This is a genomic window from Maribacter spongiicola (assembly GCF_004364165.1).
GTDB classification, from domain to species: Bacteria; Bacteroidota; Bacteroidia; order Flavobacteriales; family Flavobacteriaceae; genus Maribacter; species Maribacter spongiicola.
This window is the reverse complement of sequence record NZ_SOAY01000010.1, coordinates 508,441-526,762: the sequence shown is the minus strand read 5'-3', so window position 1 is coordinate 526,762 and position 18,322 is coordinate 508,441. Positions and strand designations below refer to the sequence as shown.

General features: G+C 35.7%; 17 protein-coding genes. 7 read left to right on the top strand and 10 right to left on the bottom strand.

Going from position 1 to position 18,322, the window contains the following annotated elements; genetic code table 11:
* The first annotated feature begins 25 nt into the window (after positions 1 to 25).
* Together CLV90_RS02915 and CLV90_RS02910 are read left to right on the top strand one after the other, a co-directional pair.
* Positions 26 to 1,792 (top strand): 1-deoxy-D-xylulose-5-phosphate synthase, encoded by a 1,767-nt coding sequence (locus tag CLV90_RS02915; RefSeq protein WP_133686017.1) that lies wholly within the window; start codon positions 26 to 28, stop codon positions 1,790 to 1,792.
* Complete coding sequence (locus tag CLV90_RS02910) at positions 1,789 to 2,916, top strand: DUF3078 domain-containing protein (protein ID WP_133686016.1); 1,128 nt, start codon at positions 1,789 to 1,791, stop codon at positions 2,914 to 2,916. The genes CLV90_RS02915 and CLV90_RS02910 overlap by 4 nt, the downstream gene beginning before the upstream one ends.
* Here CLV90_RS02910 and dgt read toward each other — a convergent pair.
* The gene (gene dgt, locus CLV90_RS02905) at positions 2,913 to 4,256 is read right to left on the bottom strand and encodes a dGTP triphosphohydrolase (RefSeq protein WP_133686015.1); all 1,344 of its coding nucleotides are present in this window, start codon (positions 4,254 to 4,256) and stop codon (positions 2,913 to 2,915) included. The genes CLV90_RS02910 and dgt overlap by 4 nt on opposite strands.
* A 178-nt stretch (positions 4,257 to 4,434) precedes the next feature.
* Here dgt and CLV90_RS02900 point away from each other — a divergent pair, with 178 nt between their 5' ends.
* The 3 genes from CLV90_RS02900 (at position 4,435) to CLV90_RS02890 (ending at position 8,084) form a co-directional block, all read left to right on the top strand.
* The gene (locus tag CLV90_RS02900) at positions 4,435 to 4,833 is read left to right on the top strand and encodes a carboxypeptidase-like regulatory domain-containing protein (RefSeq protein ID WP_133686014.1); all 399 of its coding nucleotides are present in this window, start codon (positions 4,435 to 4,437) and stop codon (positions 4,831 to 4,833) included.
* Positions 4,834 to 5,065: 232 nt separating this feature from the next.
* On the top strand, positions 5,066 to 7,333 hold the full coding sequence (locus CLV90_RS02895) for an inorganic phosphate transporter (protein WP_133686013.1): 2,268 nt from the start codon (positions 5,066 to 5,068) through the stop codon (positions 7,331 to 7,333).
* Positions 7,334 to 7,364: 31 nt separating this feature from the next.
* The gene (locus CLV90_RS02890; protein ID WP_133686012.1) at positions 7,365 to 8,084 is read left to right on the top strand and encodes a DUF6503 family protein; all 720 of its coding nucleotides are present in this window, start codon (positions 7,365 to 7,367) and stop codon (positions 8,082 to 8,084) included.
* Here the strand turns inward: CLV90_RS02890 and nadD are convergent.
* From nadD to CLV90_RS02860, 6 genes are all read right to left on the bottom strand, one after another.
* A complete protein-coding gene (gene nadD / locus CLV90_RS02885; RefSeq protein WP_133686011.1) occupies positions 8,081 to 8,665 on the bottom strand; it encodes a nicotinate (nicotinamide) nucleotide adenylyltransferase in 585 nt (194 codons plus the stop codon). The genes CLV90_RS02890 and nadD overlap by 4 nt on opposite strands.
* Before the next feature lie 6 nt (positions 8,666 to 8,671).
* Entirely contained in the window at positions 8,672 to 9,253 is a 582-nt protein-coding gene (gene gmk, locus CLV90_RS02880) for a guanylate kinase (protein ID WP_133686010.1), read from the bottom strand.
* Positions 9,254 to 10,111 (bottom strand): YicC/YloC family endoribonuclease, encoded by an 858-nt coding sequence (locus CLV90_RS02875; RefSeq protein WP_133686009.1) that lies wholly within the window; start codon positions 10,109 to 10,111, stop codon positions 9,254 to 9,256. It lies immediately after the preceding gene.
* Between the two features lie 131 nt (positions 10,112 to 10,242).
* The gene (locus CLV90_RS02870) at positions 10,243 to 11,067 is read right to left on the bottom strand and encodes a 3-keto-disaccharide hydrolase (protein ID WP_133686008.1); all 825 of its coding nucleotides are present in this window, start codon (positions 11,065 to 11,067) and stop codon (positions 10,243 to 10,245) included.
* 12 nt (positions 11,068 to 11,079) lie between these two features.
* Positions 11,080 to 11,820, bottom strand: coding sequence for a 3-keto-disaccharide hydrolase (locus CLV90_RS02865; protein WP_133686007.1), 741 nt, complete (start codon positions 11,818 to 11,820; stop codon positions 11,080 to 11,082).
* 9 nt (positions 11,821 to 11,829) lie between these two features.
* Positions 11,830 to 12,882 (bottom strand): sugar phosphate isomerase/epimerase family protein, encoded by a 1,053-nt coding sequence (locus tag CLV90_RS02860; RefSeq protein WP_133686006.1) that lies wholly within the window; start codon positions 12,880 to 12,882, stop codon positions 11,830 to 11,832.
* Between the two features lie 161 nt (positions 12,883 to 13,043).
* On the opposite strand from CLV90_RS02860, the gene CLV90_RS02855 reads away from it, so the two are divergent.
* Positions 13,044 to 14,747, top strand: a complete 1,704-nt coding sequence (locus tag CLV90_RS02855; RefSeq protein WP_133686005.1) for a GMC oxidoreductase — start codon at positions 13,044 to 13,046, stop codon at positions 14,745 to 14,747.
* A gap of 64 nt (positions 14,748 to 14,811) precedes the next feature.
* Positions 14,812 to 15,273 (top strand): ASCH domain-containing protein, encoded by a 462-nt coding sequence (locus CLV90_RS02850; RefSeq protein WP_133686004.1) that lies wholly within the window; start codon positions 14,812 to 14,814, stop codon positions 15,271 to 15,273.
* 70 nt (positions 15,274 to 15,343) lie between these two features.
* Here the strand turns inward: CLV90_RS02850 and CLV90_RS02845 are convergent, their stop codons facing one another.
* The 3 genes from CLV90_RS02845 to CLV90_RS02835 all read right to left on the bottom strand — a co-directional run bounded on the left by CLV90_RS02845 (position 15,344) and on the right by CLV90_RS02835 (position 18,322).
* The gene (locus CLV90_RS02845; RefSeq protein WP_133686003.1) at positions 15,344 to 16,483 is read right to left on the bottom strand and encodes a Gfo/Idh/MocA family protein; all 1,140 of its coding nucleotides are present in this window, start codon (positions 16,481 to 16,483) and stop codon (positions 15,344 to 15,346) included.
* 165 nt (positions 16,484 to 16,648) lie between these two features.
* Positions 16,649 to 17,878, bottom strand: coding sequence for a nucleoside permease (locus tag CLV90_RS02840; RefSeq protein ID WP_133686002.1), 1,230 nt, complete (start codon positions 17,876 to 17,878; stop codon positions 16,649 to 16,651).
* Positions 17,879 to 18,322 carry a DinB family protein gene (locus tag CLV90_RS02835; RefSeq protein WP_133686001.1) on the bottom strand — a complete coding sequence of 148 codons (444 nt, stop codon included), beginning with the start codon at positions 18,320 to 18,322 and terminating at the stop codon, positions 17,879 to 17,881.

The following is an 18,322-nucleotide window of genomic DNA, read 5'->3' as shown; positions in this document are numbered from 1 at the left end:
TTTTTGTCTCCAATATAACCACAGTTTGAAATCGATACTAGAACATATCAAATCATCTAACGATCTAAAAACTTTATCAGTAAAGGATTTAGAGCAACTGGCTGTTGAATTACGTAAGTTCATTATTGATATTATTTCTGTAAAAGAAGGGCATTTAGGCGCCAGTTTAGGTGTTATAGAATTGACCATAGCAATACATTATGTGTTCAACACACCCATAGACAAGCTAATATGGGATGTAGGCCACCAAGCATACGGCCATAAAATACTGACCGGCAGAAAAAACGTCTTTGATACCAATAGACAATTTGGTGGCATAAGTGGCTTCCCTAAAATGCAAGAAAGCGAATACGATGCTTTTGGTACAGGGCATAGTTCTACCTCTATTTCAGCATTGTTAGGCATGGCTTTGGCAGCACAATTACAAGGAAAATTAAGAAGACAACATATTGCAGTTATTGGCGATGCATCTATAGCAAGCGGTATGGCATTTGAAGGCTTAAACCATGCTGGTGTAACCAATGCGAATATTCTTGTCGTACTCAACGATAATGCTATGGGTATAGACCCAAGTGTTGGTGCATTAAAAAAATACCTGACCAATGTAAAAACAGGTACCGCAAAAGAAGAAAATATTTTCGAGTGCCTTAATTTCAATTATACTGGACCAATTGACGGTCATGACTTGCCAGCTTTGGTCAAAGAATTAGAACGTTTAAAAAATATAGAAGGTCCTAAATTGTTACATGTAATCACCACAAAAGGAAAAGGGTTACAAAAGGCAGAAGAAAACCAGGTTACCTACCATGCACCTGGTAAGTTTGATAAACAAACTGGTGAGCTACAAAAGAAAACCAATACCATTGAACCACCTAAGTTTCAAGATGTATTCGGGAAGACTTTAGTAGAACTTGCGGTAAAAAATGAAAAAATAGTAGGAATTACACCCGCTATGCCAACAGGTAGTTCATTAAAATTTATGATGGATGCGCTACCTGAAAGAGCTTTCGATGTTGGTATTGCAGAACAGCATGCGGTAACCATGGCCGCAGGCATGGCAACCGACGGTTTAGTTGTATTCTGTAATATTTACTCTACTTTTTTACAGCGAGCATACGATCAAATCATACACGATGTAGCCATACAGAATCTACCCGTAATTTTCTGCTTAGATCGTGCAGGATTAGTAGGTGAGGATGGCCCTACACATCATGGTGTATTTGATATTTCATACTTAAGATGCATTCCTAACTTGATTATTTTTTCACCTATGAATGAAATAGAGTTAAGAAACATCATGTACACGGCACAATTAGGTTTAGAACATCCTATTGCTATAAGATATCCGCGTGGACGAGGAAATGAAGTAAACTGGCAAGTACCGATGAAAAAACTGAATATTGGCGAAGCGCAACTTTTAAAAGAAGGAACCAAAATTGCCATTTTAAGCACAGGGCCTATCGGTAATATGGTTTCTGAACTAATACATGAATTGGATAATACCCCTGCAATCGCGCATTATAATTTCCCATTTATAAAACCATTGGATACGGATTTATTAGAAGGAATTCTGAAGAAATTCGATCATATTATCACCTTAGAAGACAGTTCAGCAATTGGCGGATTTGGAAGTGGTTTGTTAGAATTCGCAAATACTATTGGAATCCATAAAATAATTAAGATATTTGGCATTCCAGATGCGTTTATAACCCATGGTGTTACCGAGAAACTGTATATAAAAGCAGGGATAGATAAAACATCCGTTAAAAAATATGTACAACAATTTTTATGAATAGAATAGCTTCAAAAATCGTTAAGAGTTTATGTTCGTTACTCTTTTTGGTGACTTTAGTAACTTACGGTCAAGATACCATACCTGCACCAATAATAGTAGATAGTGTTACCGTAGACAGTGTTGCCATAGATACCATTGTAATTCGCAGAACGGTAGATAAAATTTATTCTCCTAGAAAAGATGTAAATCTTCAAATACCCAATATAGACTTCAAAAAAACTAAAACCTTGCAAAAAGGGTTTAATAGATTTAGAATACCATCGTTTTGGGAAAATGAAAATAGCTTCGGTATCAATATTAGCGAAGTTGCCTTTGTCAATTGGAATGCGGGTGGTGATAATGCCGTTAGTGGATTAGGATTTTTAAAATTTGCAAGAAAATATAAATTCAGCAATTTTCAATGGGAAAATAATCTTGAATTACGCTACGGATTAAATGCCCAAGAAGGTCGCAAACTTAGAAAGACGGAAGATGTAATACGTTTAAGTTCTAATTTGGGCTTTAAAAAAGACAACACCAGCCGCTGGTTCTATTCCGTTCAACTAAACTTTAACACCCAATTCTCAAATGGTTATAAATACCCGGATAGAGACACACCTATATCTCGTTTTATGGCACCTGGCTATCTACTTTTTGGTGCAGGTACCTCTTATATAACCAAAGATGAAAAGTTTAATCTTTACTTATCACCATTAACTCAAAAATCGACATTTGTATTAGACCAAGATTTAGCTGACAATGGCTCCTTTGGTGTACAAGAAGCCATTTTAGATGCCGATGGAAACATTATAACACCCGGAGAAAATCATTTGTTAGAAATTGGAATATTAATTACCAATAATTTTAATATTAACATCGCCGATAATATTGAATTAAACAACAGGCTAAATCTCTATACCGATTACATTAAAAGCTTTGGTAATATTGATGTGGACTGGGAACTGACCCTAAACATGAAAGTAAATAAGTTCATTAGCACAAGCCTAGGCACACAAATGATTTATGATGATGATATTCTTTTTGACGTAGTCAAAAACGATAATGGAACTATAGTAAACCCAGGCGTACCAAAAATTCAATTTAAGCAAGTATTAGGTGTTGGTATCTTGTACGGCTTCTAAAGTTGTTTTCCTTTAATTTTATTGTGAATATGTACTGCTGCGCTATCAGAGAGACTCGCAACATAGCAACAGGTGTTTAAAACTATTTCGTAAAGCGATATATTGGTTTGCTGATAAAAACCAGGTAAAGTTCTCAAAATCAACTTGTGATAGTTAGATGCATTATTATTCATTTTACCAATTAAGGCAGCAATATATACATCTAAAATGTCAGATATAATAGTATACCCGGCAATCTCTTTTTCTACCACTTCTTGCGACTGATAAATTTTTTGAACGCTAAGGCTTATAATATCTTCGATCTGGGCTTTGAATCCGCTTTTATCTAATAAAGAGACCTCAAAATTGCCATTTAAAATCAGCTCTTCATTCTCAATGAATATAGAAACAGCATCTTGTATGAGCGTGTTTATGGCTAAGGCACGAAGGTAACTAAGCCTGTCTTCCATATACTCCAAAGAATTATACTTCTTGGTATTTATGGTATCCTTAACCAGTTTTATAAGGTATTCTAAGGCATAATCTTCAGAAATTAGACCTAAGTTAATTCCGTCTTCAAAATCAATAATGGTATAGCAAATATCATCTGCAGCTTCTACTAAAAACGTCAGCGGATGCCTACCGTATGAAATGGTACCGTCATTACTTCTAATAGGTAAACCTAAATCTTGAGCTACTTCGTCAAAAATATGTTTTTCACTTTGAAAAAATCCGAATTTTTTATCACAGATATGGTTACTAGGTTTTTTAGGTAACGATTCTTTAGGGTATTTCATAAAAGCACCCAATGTGGCATAGCTAAGACGGAGTCCGCCAAAGACCCCTGCCCTATCTTGCGTCATTAATTTAAATCCGTTGGCATTACCCTCAAAATCGATAATATCTTGGTATTCAACTGCCGAAAGCTGATTTTTTAACTGCAGTCCGTTACCGGTTTTAAAATATTCACCAATCGCTTTCTCACCACTGTGTCCAAATGGAGGGTTACCAATATCATGAGCCAATGCAGCAGCAGCAACGATACCTCCGAAATCATTGAATTGATAGCCATGAACCTCTTTTAAGTAAGGGTGTTTTTCGATGATTTTCTTTCCTGCCAATCTACCTAAACTTCTACCAACAACAGACACTTCAAGACTATGCGTTAATCTGGTATGAACAAAATCGGTCTTTGACAACGGTATTACCTGAGTCTTATCTTGCAAACTTCTAAAGGCGGACGAAAATATGATACGGTCATAATCAACATCGAACCCTAAACGGGTCTCATCTTGTTCATTTCGTAATCGTTTATTTTTATCGCCTTGTCTACGTAAAGAAAGTAATTGCTCCCAATTCATGTTAGTCCGTTTTTACAGCCTGCAAGATACAGCATTTGCTTATTTCATTACCTAAAGTATCATTTCTGGTAAACTATTTTATCTCAGAACCTTAACCTTAAAAACATATATTCATAATCCTTAGGTAACCTTAACTTAACCTTTGGTCATTTTCTTTGTATCAGTATTTAAATTAGGTATGAAGAAAATATTTATTCTATTCGCTTTAATGATTTGCTCTTTGTCTTTCTCACAAGAGACCAGTGCTATTAAAGGTAAAATTTTAGATGGTGAATTTTTCAATGAACCATTATTAATGGCTTCTGTATCTATTGATAATGCAGATATTTCTACACAAACAAACTTTAGAGGTAATTTTGAGTTTACCGATATTACACCTGGCACGCATGATGTACTCGTGCAATTTGTAGGCTACGACCCAATACATATAGAAATAACAGTTAAAGAAGGCGAGCAAGCTGAAATTCTAGAAACCTTATATGCTAAAAGCCTTCCAATGCCTTCTGCGGCTAAAGTAAGTTCAACAACAAAAGATGTTCTAAGTTCATTAGAATTAGCGGCAAACAAAACAAGGTAATCCTCAGAAATTTTGCTATCGAAGTGGTTGCATTTCTTTAATCACTTAAAAAAGCCCAATTGAATTGCGCTAAAAAACCTTTTTCAAAAAGAAAGTAGTATTTTCATCAACTAATCTTGGTTTCTTTGTAACTATTAATCATCATTGCAAAATTTACGATTTAACTTCATAACCTTATTTTAACGTTAATGATAATTTATAATATCATTTTTGTTCCTTATTTAAATTTTTGATGGGCGAGAACATTTATTTATTCATGATTATTGCATTAGCGGTTTTAGCCGTAACAGATTTAATCGTTGGTGTCAGTAATGATGCCGTAAACTTTTTAAATTCTGCAATAGGTTCAAAAGCGATTTCTTTTAAAACAATAATGCTTGTTGCTAGTGTAGGTATCGCCTTTGGAGCCGTTTCTTCAAGCGGAATGATGGAGGTAGCAAGAAAAGGAATTTTTAATCCGTCTGAATTTGTTTTTGCTGAGATTATGATTGTTTTCATGGCAGTTATGATTACAGACATTCTATTGCTTGACTTTTTCAATACTTTAGGTATGCCAACCTCAACCACTGTTTCTATTGTTTTTGAACTATTAGGCGCTGCAGTGGCCATATCATTAGTTAAAATTTACGCAGGTGGTGGTAATTTCACCCAACTTTCAAATTATATCAATACCGATAAGGCTACTGAAATTATAATAGGTATACTCTTATCCGTCGTCATTGCATTTACTATTGGTGCTGTCGTCCAATTCTTTACGCGTATTCTATTATCGTTTAAGTTTGAAAACAAACCAAAATGGCTAGGGGCTATTTTTGGTGGCATGGCGATTACGGCTATTATTTATTTCATCCTTATAAAAGGTTTAAAAGGTACTTCTATTATCAGTCCTGAATTATCAGTATTGATTGGTAATAATCCTGAAATATTCATATTAGGTAACTTTATAGTATGGTTTGCCTTATCGTGGTTAGCAACGACTTTCTTAAAATGGAATATATATACCATCATTATTATTTTAGGAACCTTTGCTTTGGCCATGGCCTTTGCCGGTAATGATCTAGTAAACTTTATTGGAGTACCATTGGCAGCATACGAGTCATTCATAAGTTGGTCAAACTCTGGTCAACTAGCCACCCAATATAACATGAAGGGCTTAGCAGTTGCCGTACAAACACCAACCTATCTATTATTAGCCTCAGGTATTGTTATGGTTGTTACCTTATGGTTTTCATCTAAAGCTAAAAATGTAGTAAAAACAAGCGTTGACCTTTCTAGACAAGATGAAGGCGATGAGCGTTTTGAGCCTAACTATTTATCGAGGCAAATCGTAAAGTTCTCTATAAAAGCATCAGAAAGTTTAAACGGATTAATACCTATATCATTGCAAAACAGAATAGACACTCAATTCGTTAAACCAACTTCATACGCTCAAAAGGCAAAAGCAAAAGATCAACCTGCTTTCGACCTTATTAGAGCTTCGGTAAATTTAATGGTAGCTAGTGTATTGATATCTCTTGCTACCTCGTTAAAACTGCCACTATCCACCACTTATGTAACTTTTATGGTTGCCATGGGAACATCTTTAGCAGATCGAGCTTGGGGATCAGAAAGTGCCGTATATAGAGTTGCAGGTGTACTTAATGTTATCGGCGGATGGTTCTTTACCGCAATCGTAGCATTCGTAGCAGCAGCAATTATAGCATATATTATTCACCTTGGTGGTATTTGGGCAATTGCCGCATTGTTGATTTTTGCTTTCGTTCTTATTGGCAAAAACTATCTTTCACATACCAAGAAATTAAAGGAAACCAAAGAAGAAGAAATATTAGAACGAGCAGAGAGTAGTTCTATACAAGGTGTTATCGAAGAAAGCGCCAAGAACATTGCGAACGTTGTAAAAAGAGCAAGTAAAATATATTCTAATTCTATTAACGGACTCGCAAAACAGGATCTAAACTCGCTTCATAAGAACAAGAAACAAGGCGCTAAATTGGCAAATGAAATCGATGATCTTAGAAACCATACTTTTTACTTTATCAAGAATTTAGAAGAGGCACATATTGGCGCCAGTAATTTCTATATAAATGCTATGGGGCACTTAACAGACATTTCACAATCGTTGGAATATATTGGTAAAGTAAGCCATAAACATGTCAACAATAATCACAAGAAATTAAAGTATAACCAAATTAAAGAGCTTAAGCAAATAGACATAAAACTAGCTGAGATTTTAGACAATACATACCACGCTTTCGAAGAAAGATCTTTTGAAAAAATTGGTAATATTCTAAATAATAAGCAAGAACTATACGATTTGGTATCGCAAAAAATCAGTCTACAAGTAGAGCGTACAAGATCAGAAGAATCAAGTCCGAAAAACACGACATTATATTTTTCGATTTTACTTGAAACCAAAGATTTAATGACCGCAACCATGGATCTATTAGAGCTTTATTACAAAGAACATGATGCAGATATTGCGCCTGCAAAATTAGATTAAGGGATTTTTCAATTCAATTAAAAGTATACTTATGAAATATCTTTTGATAGCCGTTTATTTACTGACAGGGTTTTTCATTAACGCCCAAGAAATAACCGGTAACCAATTATTAGAGAGAGCAATAACATTTCATGACCCACAAAACAATTGGTCTACCTTCAAAGGCAAAATGCTTATTGAAATGGAAAACCCTAAAGGGAGTCCGCGTAGTACGGTTGTTGAAATGAAATTACCGAACAACTATTTCAAGACTACTGTAAAAAAGGATAATTATACGGTAGAGTCAGAGTTAGATAATGGCGAATGTACCTTAAAATTAAATGGTAGTACCTCCATTTTTCCAAAGATAAAAGACAGCATGAATATTAGTTGTGATCGTGCTAAGATGATGAAGAACTACTACACGTATCTATATGGTCTACCAATGAAGTTAAAAGACCCAGGCACATTGATAGCTAATAAGGTGATTAAAAAAACCTTTAAAGGAAAAGAGTATTTAGTATTAAAGGCTACTTACGAGAAAGAAGTAGGTAATGATACTTGGTATTTCTATTTCGACCCTAAGACCTATGCGATGGAAGTCTATCAGTTTTTTCATGACGAAAGCAAAAACGACGGAGAATACATTCTACTTTCTGAGATGATAACCGTAAACGGAATTAAAATACCTAAAATACGTAAGTGGTATTATAACAAAGGTGATGTATTTCTTGCTACCGATGTTTTACGTAAAGCCAGCGTTTTAGATTAGCGGTAAAAATTCATTTCGTCCATATATTTCCACACTTCTGGTGGCAATAAAGGTTTAATGTTTTTACCCTTCTTATGCTCTCTTCTAATAAAAGTAGAGGAGATTTCCATAATGGGTGCATTTACACGATGAATCTTTTCATGAACCTTGAATTGGTGCTCAATAACACCTTCAGATATTCTTGGATAAACGTATAGATGATGAAGATCCAAGATAGCTTCATAGTTCTTCCACTTATGAAGTCCTTTCAAATTATCCTCGCCCATTATCAAAGAAAAATCATATCCGTCAGGATATTTTTCGCCTAAATGTACCAAGGTGTTTATGGTATAATTTGGTTGTGGAAGTTTGAACTCGATATTACTTGGCTTCAACTTCTGATAGTCTTTAGTAGCCTCGTATACCATTTCGAACCTTTGGTGATTGTCTAGAAGCGTTTTCTTGGTCTTAAACGGACTTTGAGGTGTTACTACAAACCAAACCTCATCTAAGTCTGAAAACTCTACCATATGGTTCGCGATAACCAAATGACCGATATGAATAGGGTTAAAGGTGCCAAAGTATAATCCTACCTTTTTCATACGTACTTATTCCTTATCATCTGAAACGAAATCGGCGACCAGATCTACTGCTTCTTGTAAAGCAACATCAAGGTCATAATTCTTAATAATCTTATCAAATTGTGGTGCTGTTGCCAATTCTACAGATGCTTTAGCAATACGCATGTTTATTTTGTCTTCGTTTTCGGTGCTTCGTTTTTTAAGTCTGATCTTAAGCTCGTCAACACTTGGTGGTTTTACAAAAACAGCTAAGGTCTGATCAGGAAACTTCTTTTTAATTCTTAAACCTCCAACAACATCAATATCAAAAATAACGTTCTTACCTTCAGCCCAAAGTCGTTCTACCTCACTTTTTAAAGTGCCGTAAAAGTTATCTCTATAAACTTCTTCCCACTCTAAAAAATCATCATTTTTAATATGATTCTTAAACTCGGATACCGACATGAAATAATAGTGCTCTTTATTCTTTTCTTTACCTCTTCTAGGGCGCGAAGTTGCAGAAACAGAAAAAGCTAGATTTAATTCTGGTTGTGCCAATAAATGGCGTACAATGGTTGTTTTTCCACTACCTGAGGGTGCAGAAAAAATGATTAGTTTTCCACCTTTCATCTATAGTACGTTTAACATTTGTTCTTTAATCTTTTCTAACTCATCTTTCATTTGCACTACAATTTGTTGCATTGGCGCAAAGTTAGCTTTAGAGCCGATCGTATTTATTTCACGACCAATTTCTTGAGATATAAAGCCTAATTTTTTTCCATTACTATCGTCTGACATTAATGTTTTACTGAAATAATCTAAATGATTTGCCAAGCGAACCTTTTCTTCGGTAATGTCATACTTCTCTAAATAGTATATAAGTTCTTGCTCAAATCTGTTAGCATCAACATCTGCCTTTAAATCTTGTACTGCTTTTTCTAGACGTTCGCGAATGGTAGCTTGCCTATCGGGATCAATACTTAAAACCTCTTCTAATAATTTTTTCAAAGAAGATATTCTGTCCAAAAAATCTTTTTCTAATACACTACCTTCTTCTGATCTAAACTCATTAATTTCTACCAAAGCACCTTGCAGTGCTTCTTTGATAGCCTCATATTCAGATTCATCAATATCTTCCTTATCGGTTTTCATCGCATCAGGAAAACGCAATGCCATTTCTAGCAACCTTAAATCATCGCCATCTGCAATACTTTTTAATTGGCTCATGTATTGTTTTACAGCAACTTCGTTTACTTGAGTAGAAGTTGTATCGCCTGTAAGCTCAACGTATAGGTTAAAATCTACCTTACCTCTCAACAATGAATTAGCCACCAACTTTCTTAATTCTAATTCCTTTTCACGATAACTTGATGGCATACGTGCATTTAAATCAATGCTCTTACTATTAAGGGATTTTATTTCTACCGTAATTTTTTTATTAGGTAATTGAACTACATGCTTTCCAAAGCCGGTCATTGATTGAATCATAAATACATTTTAGATTAAGGCAAAGGTAAGGTAAATGAAAATTTCAAGGTTAATCATCTCACCTTACGTAATTAATAAAGGAGCAAACAAAAAATATCTTGTTTACTCCTTAAATTCTAATTGATAAAATATTAAAGTTCTCTAACCCAAATATTTCTAAAACTAACACGGCTATCATCGCCGTGATCTTGTAACATTAACGGTCCTTTACCATGAGCCGGGTTTTTAGGCCAACCAACATAAGGTGTCGTACCTTTTAACTCCACATGATCTTGTACTAAGATGCCATTATGAATTACGGTAATATCGCCTGATTTTATCTTGCCGCCATCAACATTAAATTCTGGTGCATGATAAATAATATCATACGTATTCCACTCGCCTGTTGGCACAGAAGCCATTGCTAAGGGTACATGTTGCTTATAAATAGAGCCCACTTGCCCATTAACATAGGTAGGATTATCATTTTGATCCAGAATTTGTACTTCATAAATTCCATTTAGAAATACACCGCTATTTGCTCTATTCTGATTATCTCTCTGCACTGGTAAAGGAGATTTCCATTCTATATGCAACTGAACGTCTCCAAAATTTTGCTTGGTCTGTATATTACCGGTTTTATCATTTACCGTCATACTCCCATCTTTGTTCAAATGCCATTTGGCAGCTGTACTATCATTTGTACTGATCCAATTCTCTAAGCTAGTACCATTAAAAAGTACCACAGCATCACTTGGTGCATTACTAGCGGTAGCAGGTTTAACAAAGGCAACTTTAGGCTCATAAAACTCAGTTTCTTCGGGCGTAGTTGGTTCTTCGCCCATGTATTCCTCATGAACGATTACACTATCCTTAACAGCTTCTAACTCTCCCTCAGTAGCTACAGTTACTTTTTCTTGACAAGAAATTACTCCTAAAGAAGCAACTACCAATAGTAATGAATATCTATTTTTCATACGTAAATGCTATTAAAGTTGTTTGATTTTTATGTTTCTAAAAGCTACTACATTATGGTGATCTTGTAGTCCGATTTTTCCGGTTGTATATTTTCCGAATCCATCCCAACCTGCAAATTTAGATCTTGCTACCATAGCATCCCATTCTTCATTTGCTACAGGGAAAGTTACCATTACAGTGCCATTTAAGGTAACACTACCTACATGCGCATTGTGATCTACTGTAATTACCATTGTGTTCCACTCCCCAACTGGGTTCGTAACATCTTTAGCCGGTGAAACCATATCATACAAAGCACCCGCTTGGTGTGTAGTTCCTGCCTTTGCATCTGGATGTTTATCATTATCTAAAATTTGAATCTCCGGACCAGTTTGATAGCCTGTTCCAAATTTCTCATCCTCACTAACTCCCCAAAAGACACCACTATTGCCAGCCTCAGATATTTTCCAATCTAAGCTTAACACAAAATTGGTATACTCCTGTCTTGTTACAAGGTCATGGTTTTGATTCTCTTCACCTTCAGCAGGTGGTGTGTAAACCAATGCATCCCCATCTATTTTCCAAGCATCACTTACTCCGTCGGTTTTGAATTCTTTCCATTGATCTAAAGAAGTACCGTCAAACAATACTTCCCAATCATTTTCTACTACGGCAACTTCTTCGACAACGGCTGTTTCGGTGGTCTCTTTTTTCTCTTGCTTACATGCAACGAATGCTAATATACATGCTAAACTTACTATATATTTCTTCATCATCTAATTTTAAAGTCCCAACATTTTCTTCAACATTTCTTTATCGATTTCAGCACCTGCAAAATCATCAAAAGTCTTTTCTGTCGCTTCGATAATATGATCAGAAATGAATTTAGCTCCTTCACGAGCACCTTGCTCCGGACTCTTAATACAACATTCCCATTCCATAACCGCCCAAACATCACAACCATATTGTGTCAATTTAGAAAATATGGTTTTGAAATCTATTTGTCCGTCACCTAATGAACGATATCTACCAGCCCTATTGCCCCAATCGTTATAACCACCAAAAGCACCTTTTTTACCTGTAGGGTTAAATTCAGAATCTTTCACGTGAAAAGATTTTATAAACTCATGATAATGGTCTATGTACGTGATATAATCTAACTGTTGCAGTACAAAATGGCTTGGGTCATAAAGAATATTTACTCTTTTATGGTTGCCGGTTGCTTCTAAAAAACGCTCAAAAGTATCACCATCATGTAAATCTTCACCTGGGTGAATCTCATAGCACACATCAACACCTTCTTTATCAAAATGATTTAAAATCGGAGTCCATCTTTTCGCCAATTCTTCAAAACCCATTTCCACTAAACCAGCTGGTCTTTGTGGCCAAGGGTGCATGGTATGCCATAATAATGATCCAGAAAAAGTAGCATGAGCTTTTAACCCAAGCCTTCTACTTGCAGTTGCTGCTTTTTTTACGGTTTCTATTGCCCATTCTGTTCTAGCTTTTGGATTGCCATGAACATTTTTTGGAGCAAAAGAATCGAACATTAAGTCATATGCAGGATTAACAGCAACTAATTGCCCTTGTAAGTGTGTAGAAAGTTCTGTGATCTCTAAACCGTAAGAGTTTACTTTGGCTTTCAGCTCATCGCAGTAGGTCTGACTTTCAGCTGCTTTGTCTAAATCGATTAAAAAAGTTTCCCACGTCGGAATTTGAATTCCTTTATATCCTAAATCAGCAGCCCATTTACACATTCCGTCCAAGGAATTAAATGGAGCTTTACTGTCTACAAACTGTGCCAAAAATACGGCTGGTCCTTTGATTGTTTTCATAAAAATATACTATCTGTTGTTGTTTGAATTTGTTGTTGCATTTGAGATGTCACATCTCTCAAAAAATCTTATATTTAAGAATTGTATCAGGTTCTTCTCAATACTTTGGAGATTTGCTATAAATATAGGGATTACCATCAGAAAAAGATAAAATTTCAAGCATGAATCAAGATGAAATATTCGACGCAATTGTTGTCGGAACAGGAATAAGTGGCGGCTGGGCAGCTAAGGAATTAACAGAGAACGGCTTAAAAACTCTTGTTTTAGAACGTGGTCCTATGGTAAAACATATTGAAGATTACCCTACCATGAACGATGACCCATGGGATTATCCTCTAAAAGGTAAATTATCTAAGGAAGATGAGAAAAAATATCACATACAAAAACGCGTAAATTGGGCTCCGACAGAAGACTCAAAGCACTTTTTCGTAAACGATCTTGATCACCCGTATGTTGAAACAAAACGTTTTGACTGGATTCGTGGCTATCAAGTTGGTGGCAGATCACTTACTTGGGGGCGTCAAAGTTACCGATGGAGCGATATTGATTTTGAAGCAAATAAAAAAGAAGGTATTGGTGTAGACTGGCCTGTTCGTTATAAAGATATTTCGCCTTGGTATGATAAAGTCGAGGAATATATTGGAGTAAGTGGCGAGGCATTAGGCTTAGATGTATTGCCCGATGGCATATTTCAACCAGCCATGAAATTGAATTGTGTTGAAGAGGATTTTAAGAAAACAACTGCCGATAAGTTTGACGACGGACGTTTAGTTACCATCGGTAGAGCAGCACACATTACAGACCCTAATGCAACTTTTGAAGGTCGTGGCACATGCCAAAATAGAGACCGGTGCTGGCGCGGATGCCCGTTTGGCGGTTATTTCAGTAGTAACTCATCTACATTACCAGCAGCAGAACGTACCGGAAATATGACCTTGAGACCAAACTCTATAGTGCATGAAATCATCTATGATGATATTACAAAAAAAGCAACAGGCGTACGTATTATTGATGCTGAAACCAATGAGAAAATAGAATTTAAGGCAAAGGTAATTTTTCTATGTGCATCGGCAATGGCATCGGTTGGCATCTTGCTACAATCTAAATCTGAACGCTTCCCTAACGGATTAGGAAATGATTCTGATGCTTTAGGAAGGGGTATTATGGACCACCATTACAAACTTGGAGCAACTGCTAAAGTTGATGGGTACTTAGATAAGTATTATAAAGGAAGACGTGCGAACGGATTTTACATACCTCGCTTTGTAAACCTGAACGAGAATACAAAGCGCGAAGGTTATTTACGTGGTTTCGGTTACCAAGGTACTGCAAGTAGAGGAGATTGGTCTAAAGAAATTGGCGAGTTAGGTTATGGAAAAGAGCTAAAAGAATCTGTACTAAAACCAGGAAATTGGACAATAGGTGTAACAGGATTTGGTGAATTCTTACCTTATGACGATAACCGAGTTACCCTAAGCCCTACTGAAAAAGACAAATGGGGATTACCACAATTGGCTTTTGACGTTGAGTTTAAAGAGAACGAGTATAAAATGCGCGAAGACATTAAAAAGGAAATTGTAACGATGTTCGAAAAAGCTGGTTTTAAAGATGTTTCTTCTTATGATGAACCTAGCGGACCAGGCTTAGGCATTCATGAAATGGGTGGCGCAAGAATGGGGCACAGTGCAAAGACTTCGATTATAAATAAAAATAATCAAGTACATTTGGTGCCGAATGTTTACGTGACCGATGGTGCTTTTATGTCATCATCTAGCTGTGTAAATCCATCATTAACCTATATGGCTTTTACGGCAAGAGCTGCAAACCATGCAGCTGAACAATTAAAAGCAGGAAAATTCGCATAACGTTAAAATTAATTAGGGATTATAACGTTTATTAAATCCTATAGCTTAAAGAAAATAACTACTTATGGAAAATGCTTCAGCCAGAAATATGTGGGGTGACTATTTAAAAAATCACCTCGAAGATGTCTTTCACGAGGCACCTAAAACAATGTATTTTGGCGACAATGAACAAGATGCCAACGAAAACGCCAGATTAATACAGAGTGGAGCGAAAAAGGCAATTTCACATTCTTTACTAGGTTTACAAAACCGAAATGAAGCTTTACCAAAAATAGGAGATTATATAGTAGTCACAAATTGGAGTGGTGAAGCACAATGTATAGTAGCTACAACCGCCGTTTCTCTTAAACCGTATTTTAGTATTGATTCTACCTATGCTCAATTAGAGGCAAATGGAGACAAATCATTGGACAGCTGGAAAAAATATCATTGGGACTTTTTTACCAGAGAATTACAAAAATTCAAAAGAGAACCAAGAGAAAGTATGATTGTTGTATGCCAACATTTTAAAGTGGTAAATTCTTAATTATCACTTAAAATTTATAAAACAAAAAGAGCCGCAAATTGCGGCTCTTTTTATACCTAATAATTACTTTTTAGTTCTCTAAAGCTACCCAAATATTTCCGCTTTTATGCGAATCTACGGTTGCTTCAATAAAGTTCATACCACGAACACCGTCTGCCATAGTTGGGAATTCGCCGTCATTGTATTTTTCACCTCTAATTGCTCTTGCAACACCTTTATAGATGTTCGCCATAGAATCAAATATCCCTTCTGGGTGACCAGCTGGAAGTTTTGTACCATCTAAAGACAATTCAGAATTATAGGCATGACCTGGCTTGTAAATTTGTGTTGGTTCAGTATCGCTTAATTTGTATAAGAAGTTGGGGCGTTCTTGCTCCCAACGAAAAGCACCTTTTTCGCCATAAATAGAAATGGCTAATCCGTTTTCTTCACCCGTAGCTACTTGACTACCTCTAATAACACCTTTTACATGGTCACCCATACGTATTAGCACGGTACCATCAACATCCATCTGGTTATCTTCATAAAGGTAGTTGAAGTCGCAAAGTAATTCGTTCACTTTAAGTCCCGTAGTATATTCAACCATATTAAAGGCATGAACACCAATATCGCCCATACAAGAACTAATACCAGCTTTTTTAGGATCTAATCTCCAAACAGAAGATCTCTTTTCCTTGTCATGAATAATCGTATTAATCCACCCTTGGTAATAGACTGCATCTACCTTATGAATTTTACCTAAAGCACCAGCTTTGATCATTTCACGCATTTGGCGTACCATTGGGTAACCTGTATAGGTGTGGGTTAAAGCGAAAACAGTACCTGCTTTCTCATGAGCTTTCTGTAAATCTTTCGCTTCCTCTAAAGTAGTAGTCATCGGCTTTTCACAGATAACGCTAAAACCATTATCCAATAACTTCTTTGCCATTGGGTAGTGCAAAAAGTTTGGGGTAAGAATAGAACATACTTGAATACGCTCATCTTCTGGCAACTTTAATTCCTCTTCAATTAAAGTATCAAAATCTTTATATATTCTATTTAACGGAACATCTATTTCTTTGGCGAATTCTATGTTAGCATCATAATCAGGATTAAAAACAGCACCTGTTATTTCATAATTATCATTAATAAATGATGCTACTCTGTGCAACACTCCTATTAAAGAATCTCCACCTCCACCTAATATTCCTAATCGTATTTTCTTTGGCATCTTGTTGTTGTTTTTGTTGTTTGTTTTTGAAAATAGTATTGTTTAAAATCCCTTCGGATTTATATTTGTTTTAATTTTTGAAAAAATCTCCCTATTTATCTTTTAAAGAACAGCTAAAGCATTTTACGAGTCACAATTTTCAGGCGTTTAAATTAAAGAATTTATCTAAGACTGATATTCTATTTTCTCTGTTTTAAATAAAATGGCGAACAAAATAAATACAGCCAGTGCAAAACCAGCCGGATACATCCAAATGGTTTCCCACAAATGTTTACCGTCTTCTAAAAGATATGCGGCAGATATTTTACCTGCGACCCAAAACCCAATTAACATACCCACACCATAGGTTGCCAGTGTTATAAGACCTTGTGCCGAGCTTTTGAACTTTTCACCCGCTTTACTGTCAGTATATATTTGCCCAGAGACAAAGAAAAAATCATAACATATACCATGCAGTGCTATACCGATGATGAGCATAAACCCAAGTTCGTTGACATCACCAAATGCAAATAATAAATAGCGCACGACCCAAGCCGCCATAGCAACAAGAATAGTTTTCTTAAAGCCGAATTTGGTAAAGAAATAAGGCAGTAATAACATAAAGGCAATCTCAGAAATTTGTCCTAATGTCATTTTGCCTGTTGGATTATCCATCCCGATTTCAACAAGAAACGGATTTGCATTCTGATAGTAAAATGCCAGCGGAATACATATTAAAACCGAAGAGATAAAGAATATTAAAAAATTCTTATCCTTAAATAAACTCAAGGAATCTAAGCCTAAAATATTTTTCAATCCTAGTTTTTCTGAACTAGCGGCTTTTGGTGGTGTTTTAGGTAACGTAAAGCTAAAAAAACCTAAAATCAAGGAGGCTATCGCAGTCATTAAAAAAGTATTTTTCAATAGACCTTGCCCAATATTTTCCCCTTGGTCCCAGCTAAAAACATAGCTGATTGAGAGTCCCGCAATAATCCATCCTGCAGTTCCAAATACCCTAACCATTGAAAACTCTTTCGCTGGGTTCTTCATCTGATTAAAGGATACCGAGTTTACCAAAGCCAAAGTGGGCATATATAAAATCATATAAACCAAAACCAACATATAAAAATCATCGAAAGCAGCACTTTGGTACATGAAATACATAAGTACCGCACCAAAAAGATGCAAAATCCCTAAAATTCTTTCTGCATTAAAGTATCTGTCCGCTATTATACCGATAACAAAGGGAGCAATAATAGCTCCCCATGATTGTGTTGAAAATGCCAAGGCTATTTCACCGTCTGTTGCTTTTAAATTGTTTCCTAAAAATGTACCTAGTGTCACGAACCACGCACCCCAAATAAAAAATTCTAAAAACATCATAAAGCAAAGCTGGGCTCTGACTTTATTTTTCATCTATCTTTTGTAATACACATAATCTGAACTTATAGGTGTTTCATCATTATTTCTAAAATCTACAGCAATTTGCCCTCTATGATTTGTTGAATGATTGATGATATGAAACAGAATATCTTGCAAGGTATTGGTAAACAATCGCCCTTCGGTATTCTCATAGTCAATACGCCTATCAAAATTATCTGCATTAGTGACTATCTCGAACGAATTACGTTGATTTTCATAATGAATATCTGCCCATTTTTTAACATCATGTTCTTGCCAAACCTCGTAATCACTAGGTTTATTTAAAATTCTAGCGTTCCAAAGATGATGCGCATTTAATATATGACTGAATAAACGCATGGTTTCTGGTGGTACTGCATCTAGCGCCAAACACTGTTCTATCAGCTTTTTATTACAGTGAAAATTATAATCGAATATTTCATTAAAAAAAGTCTCCAT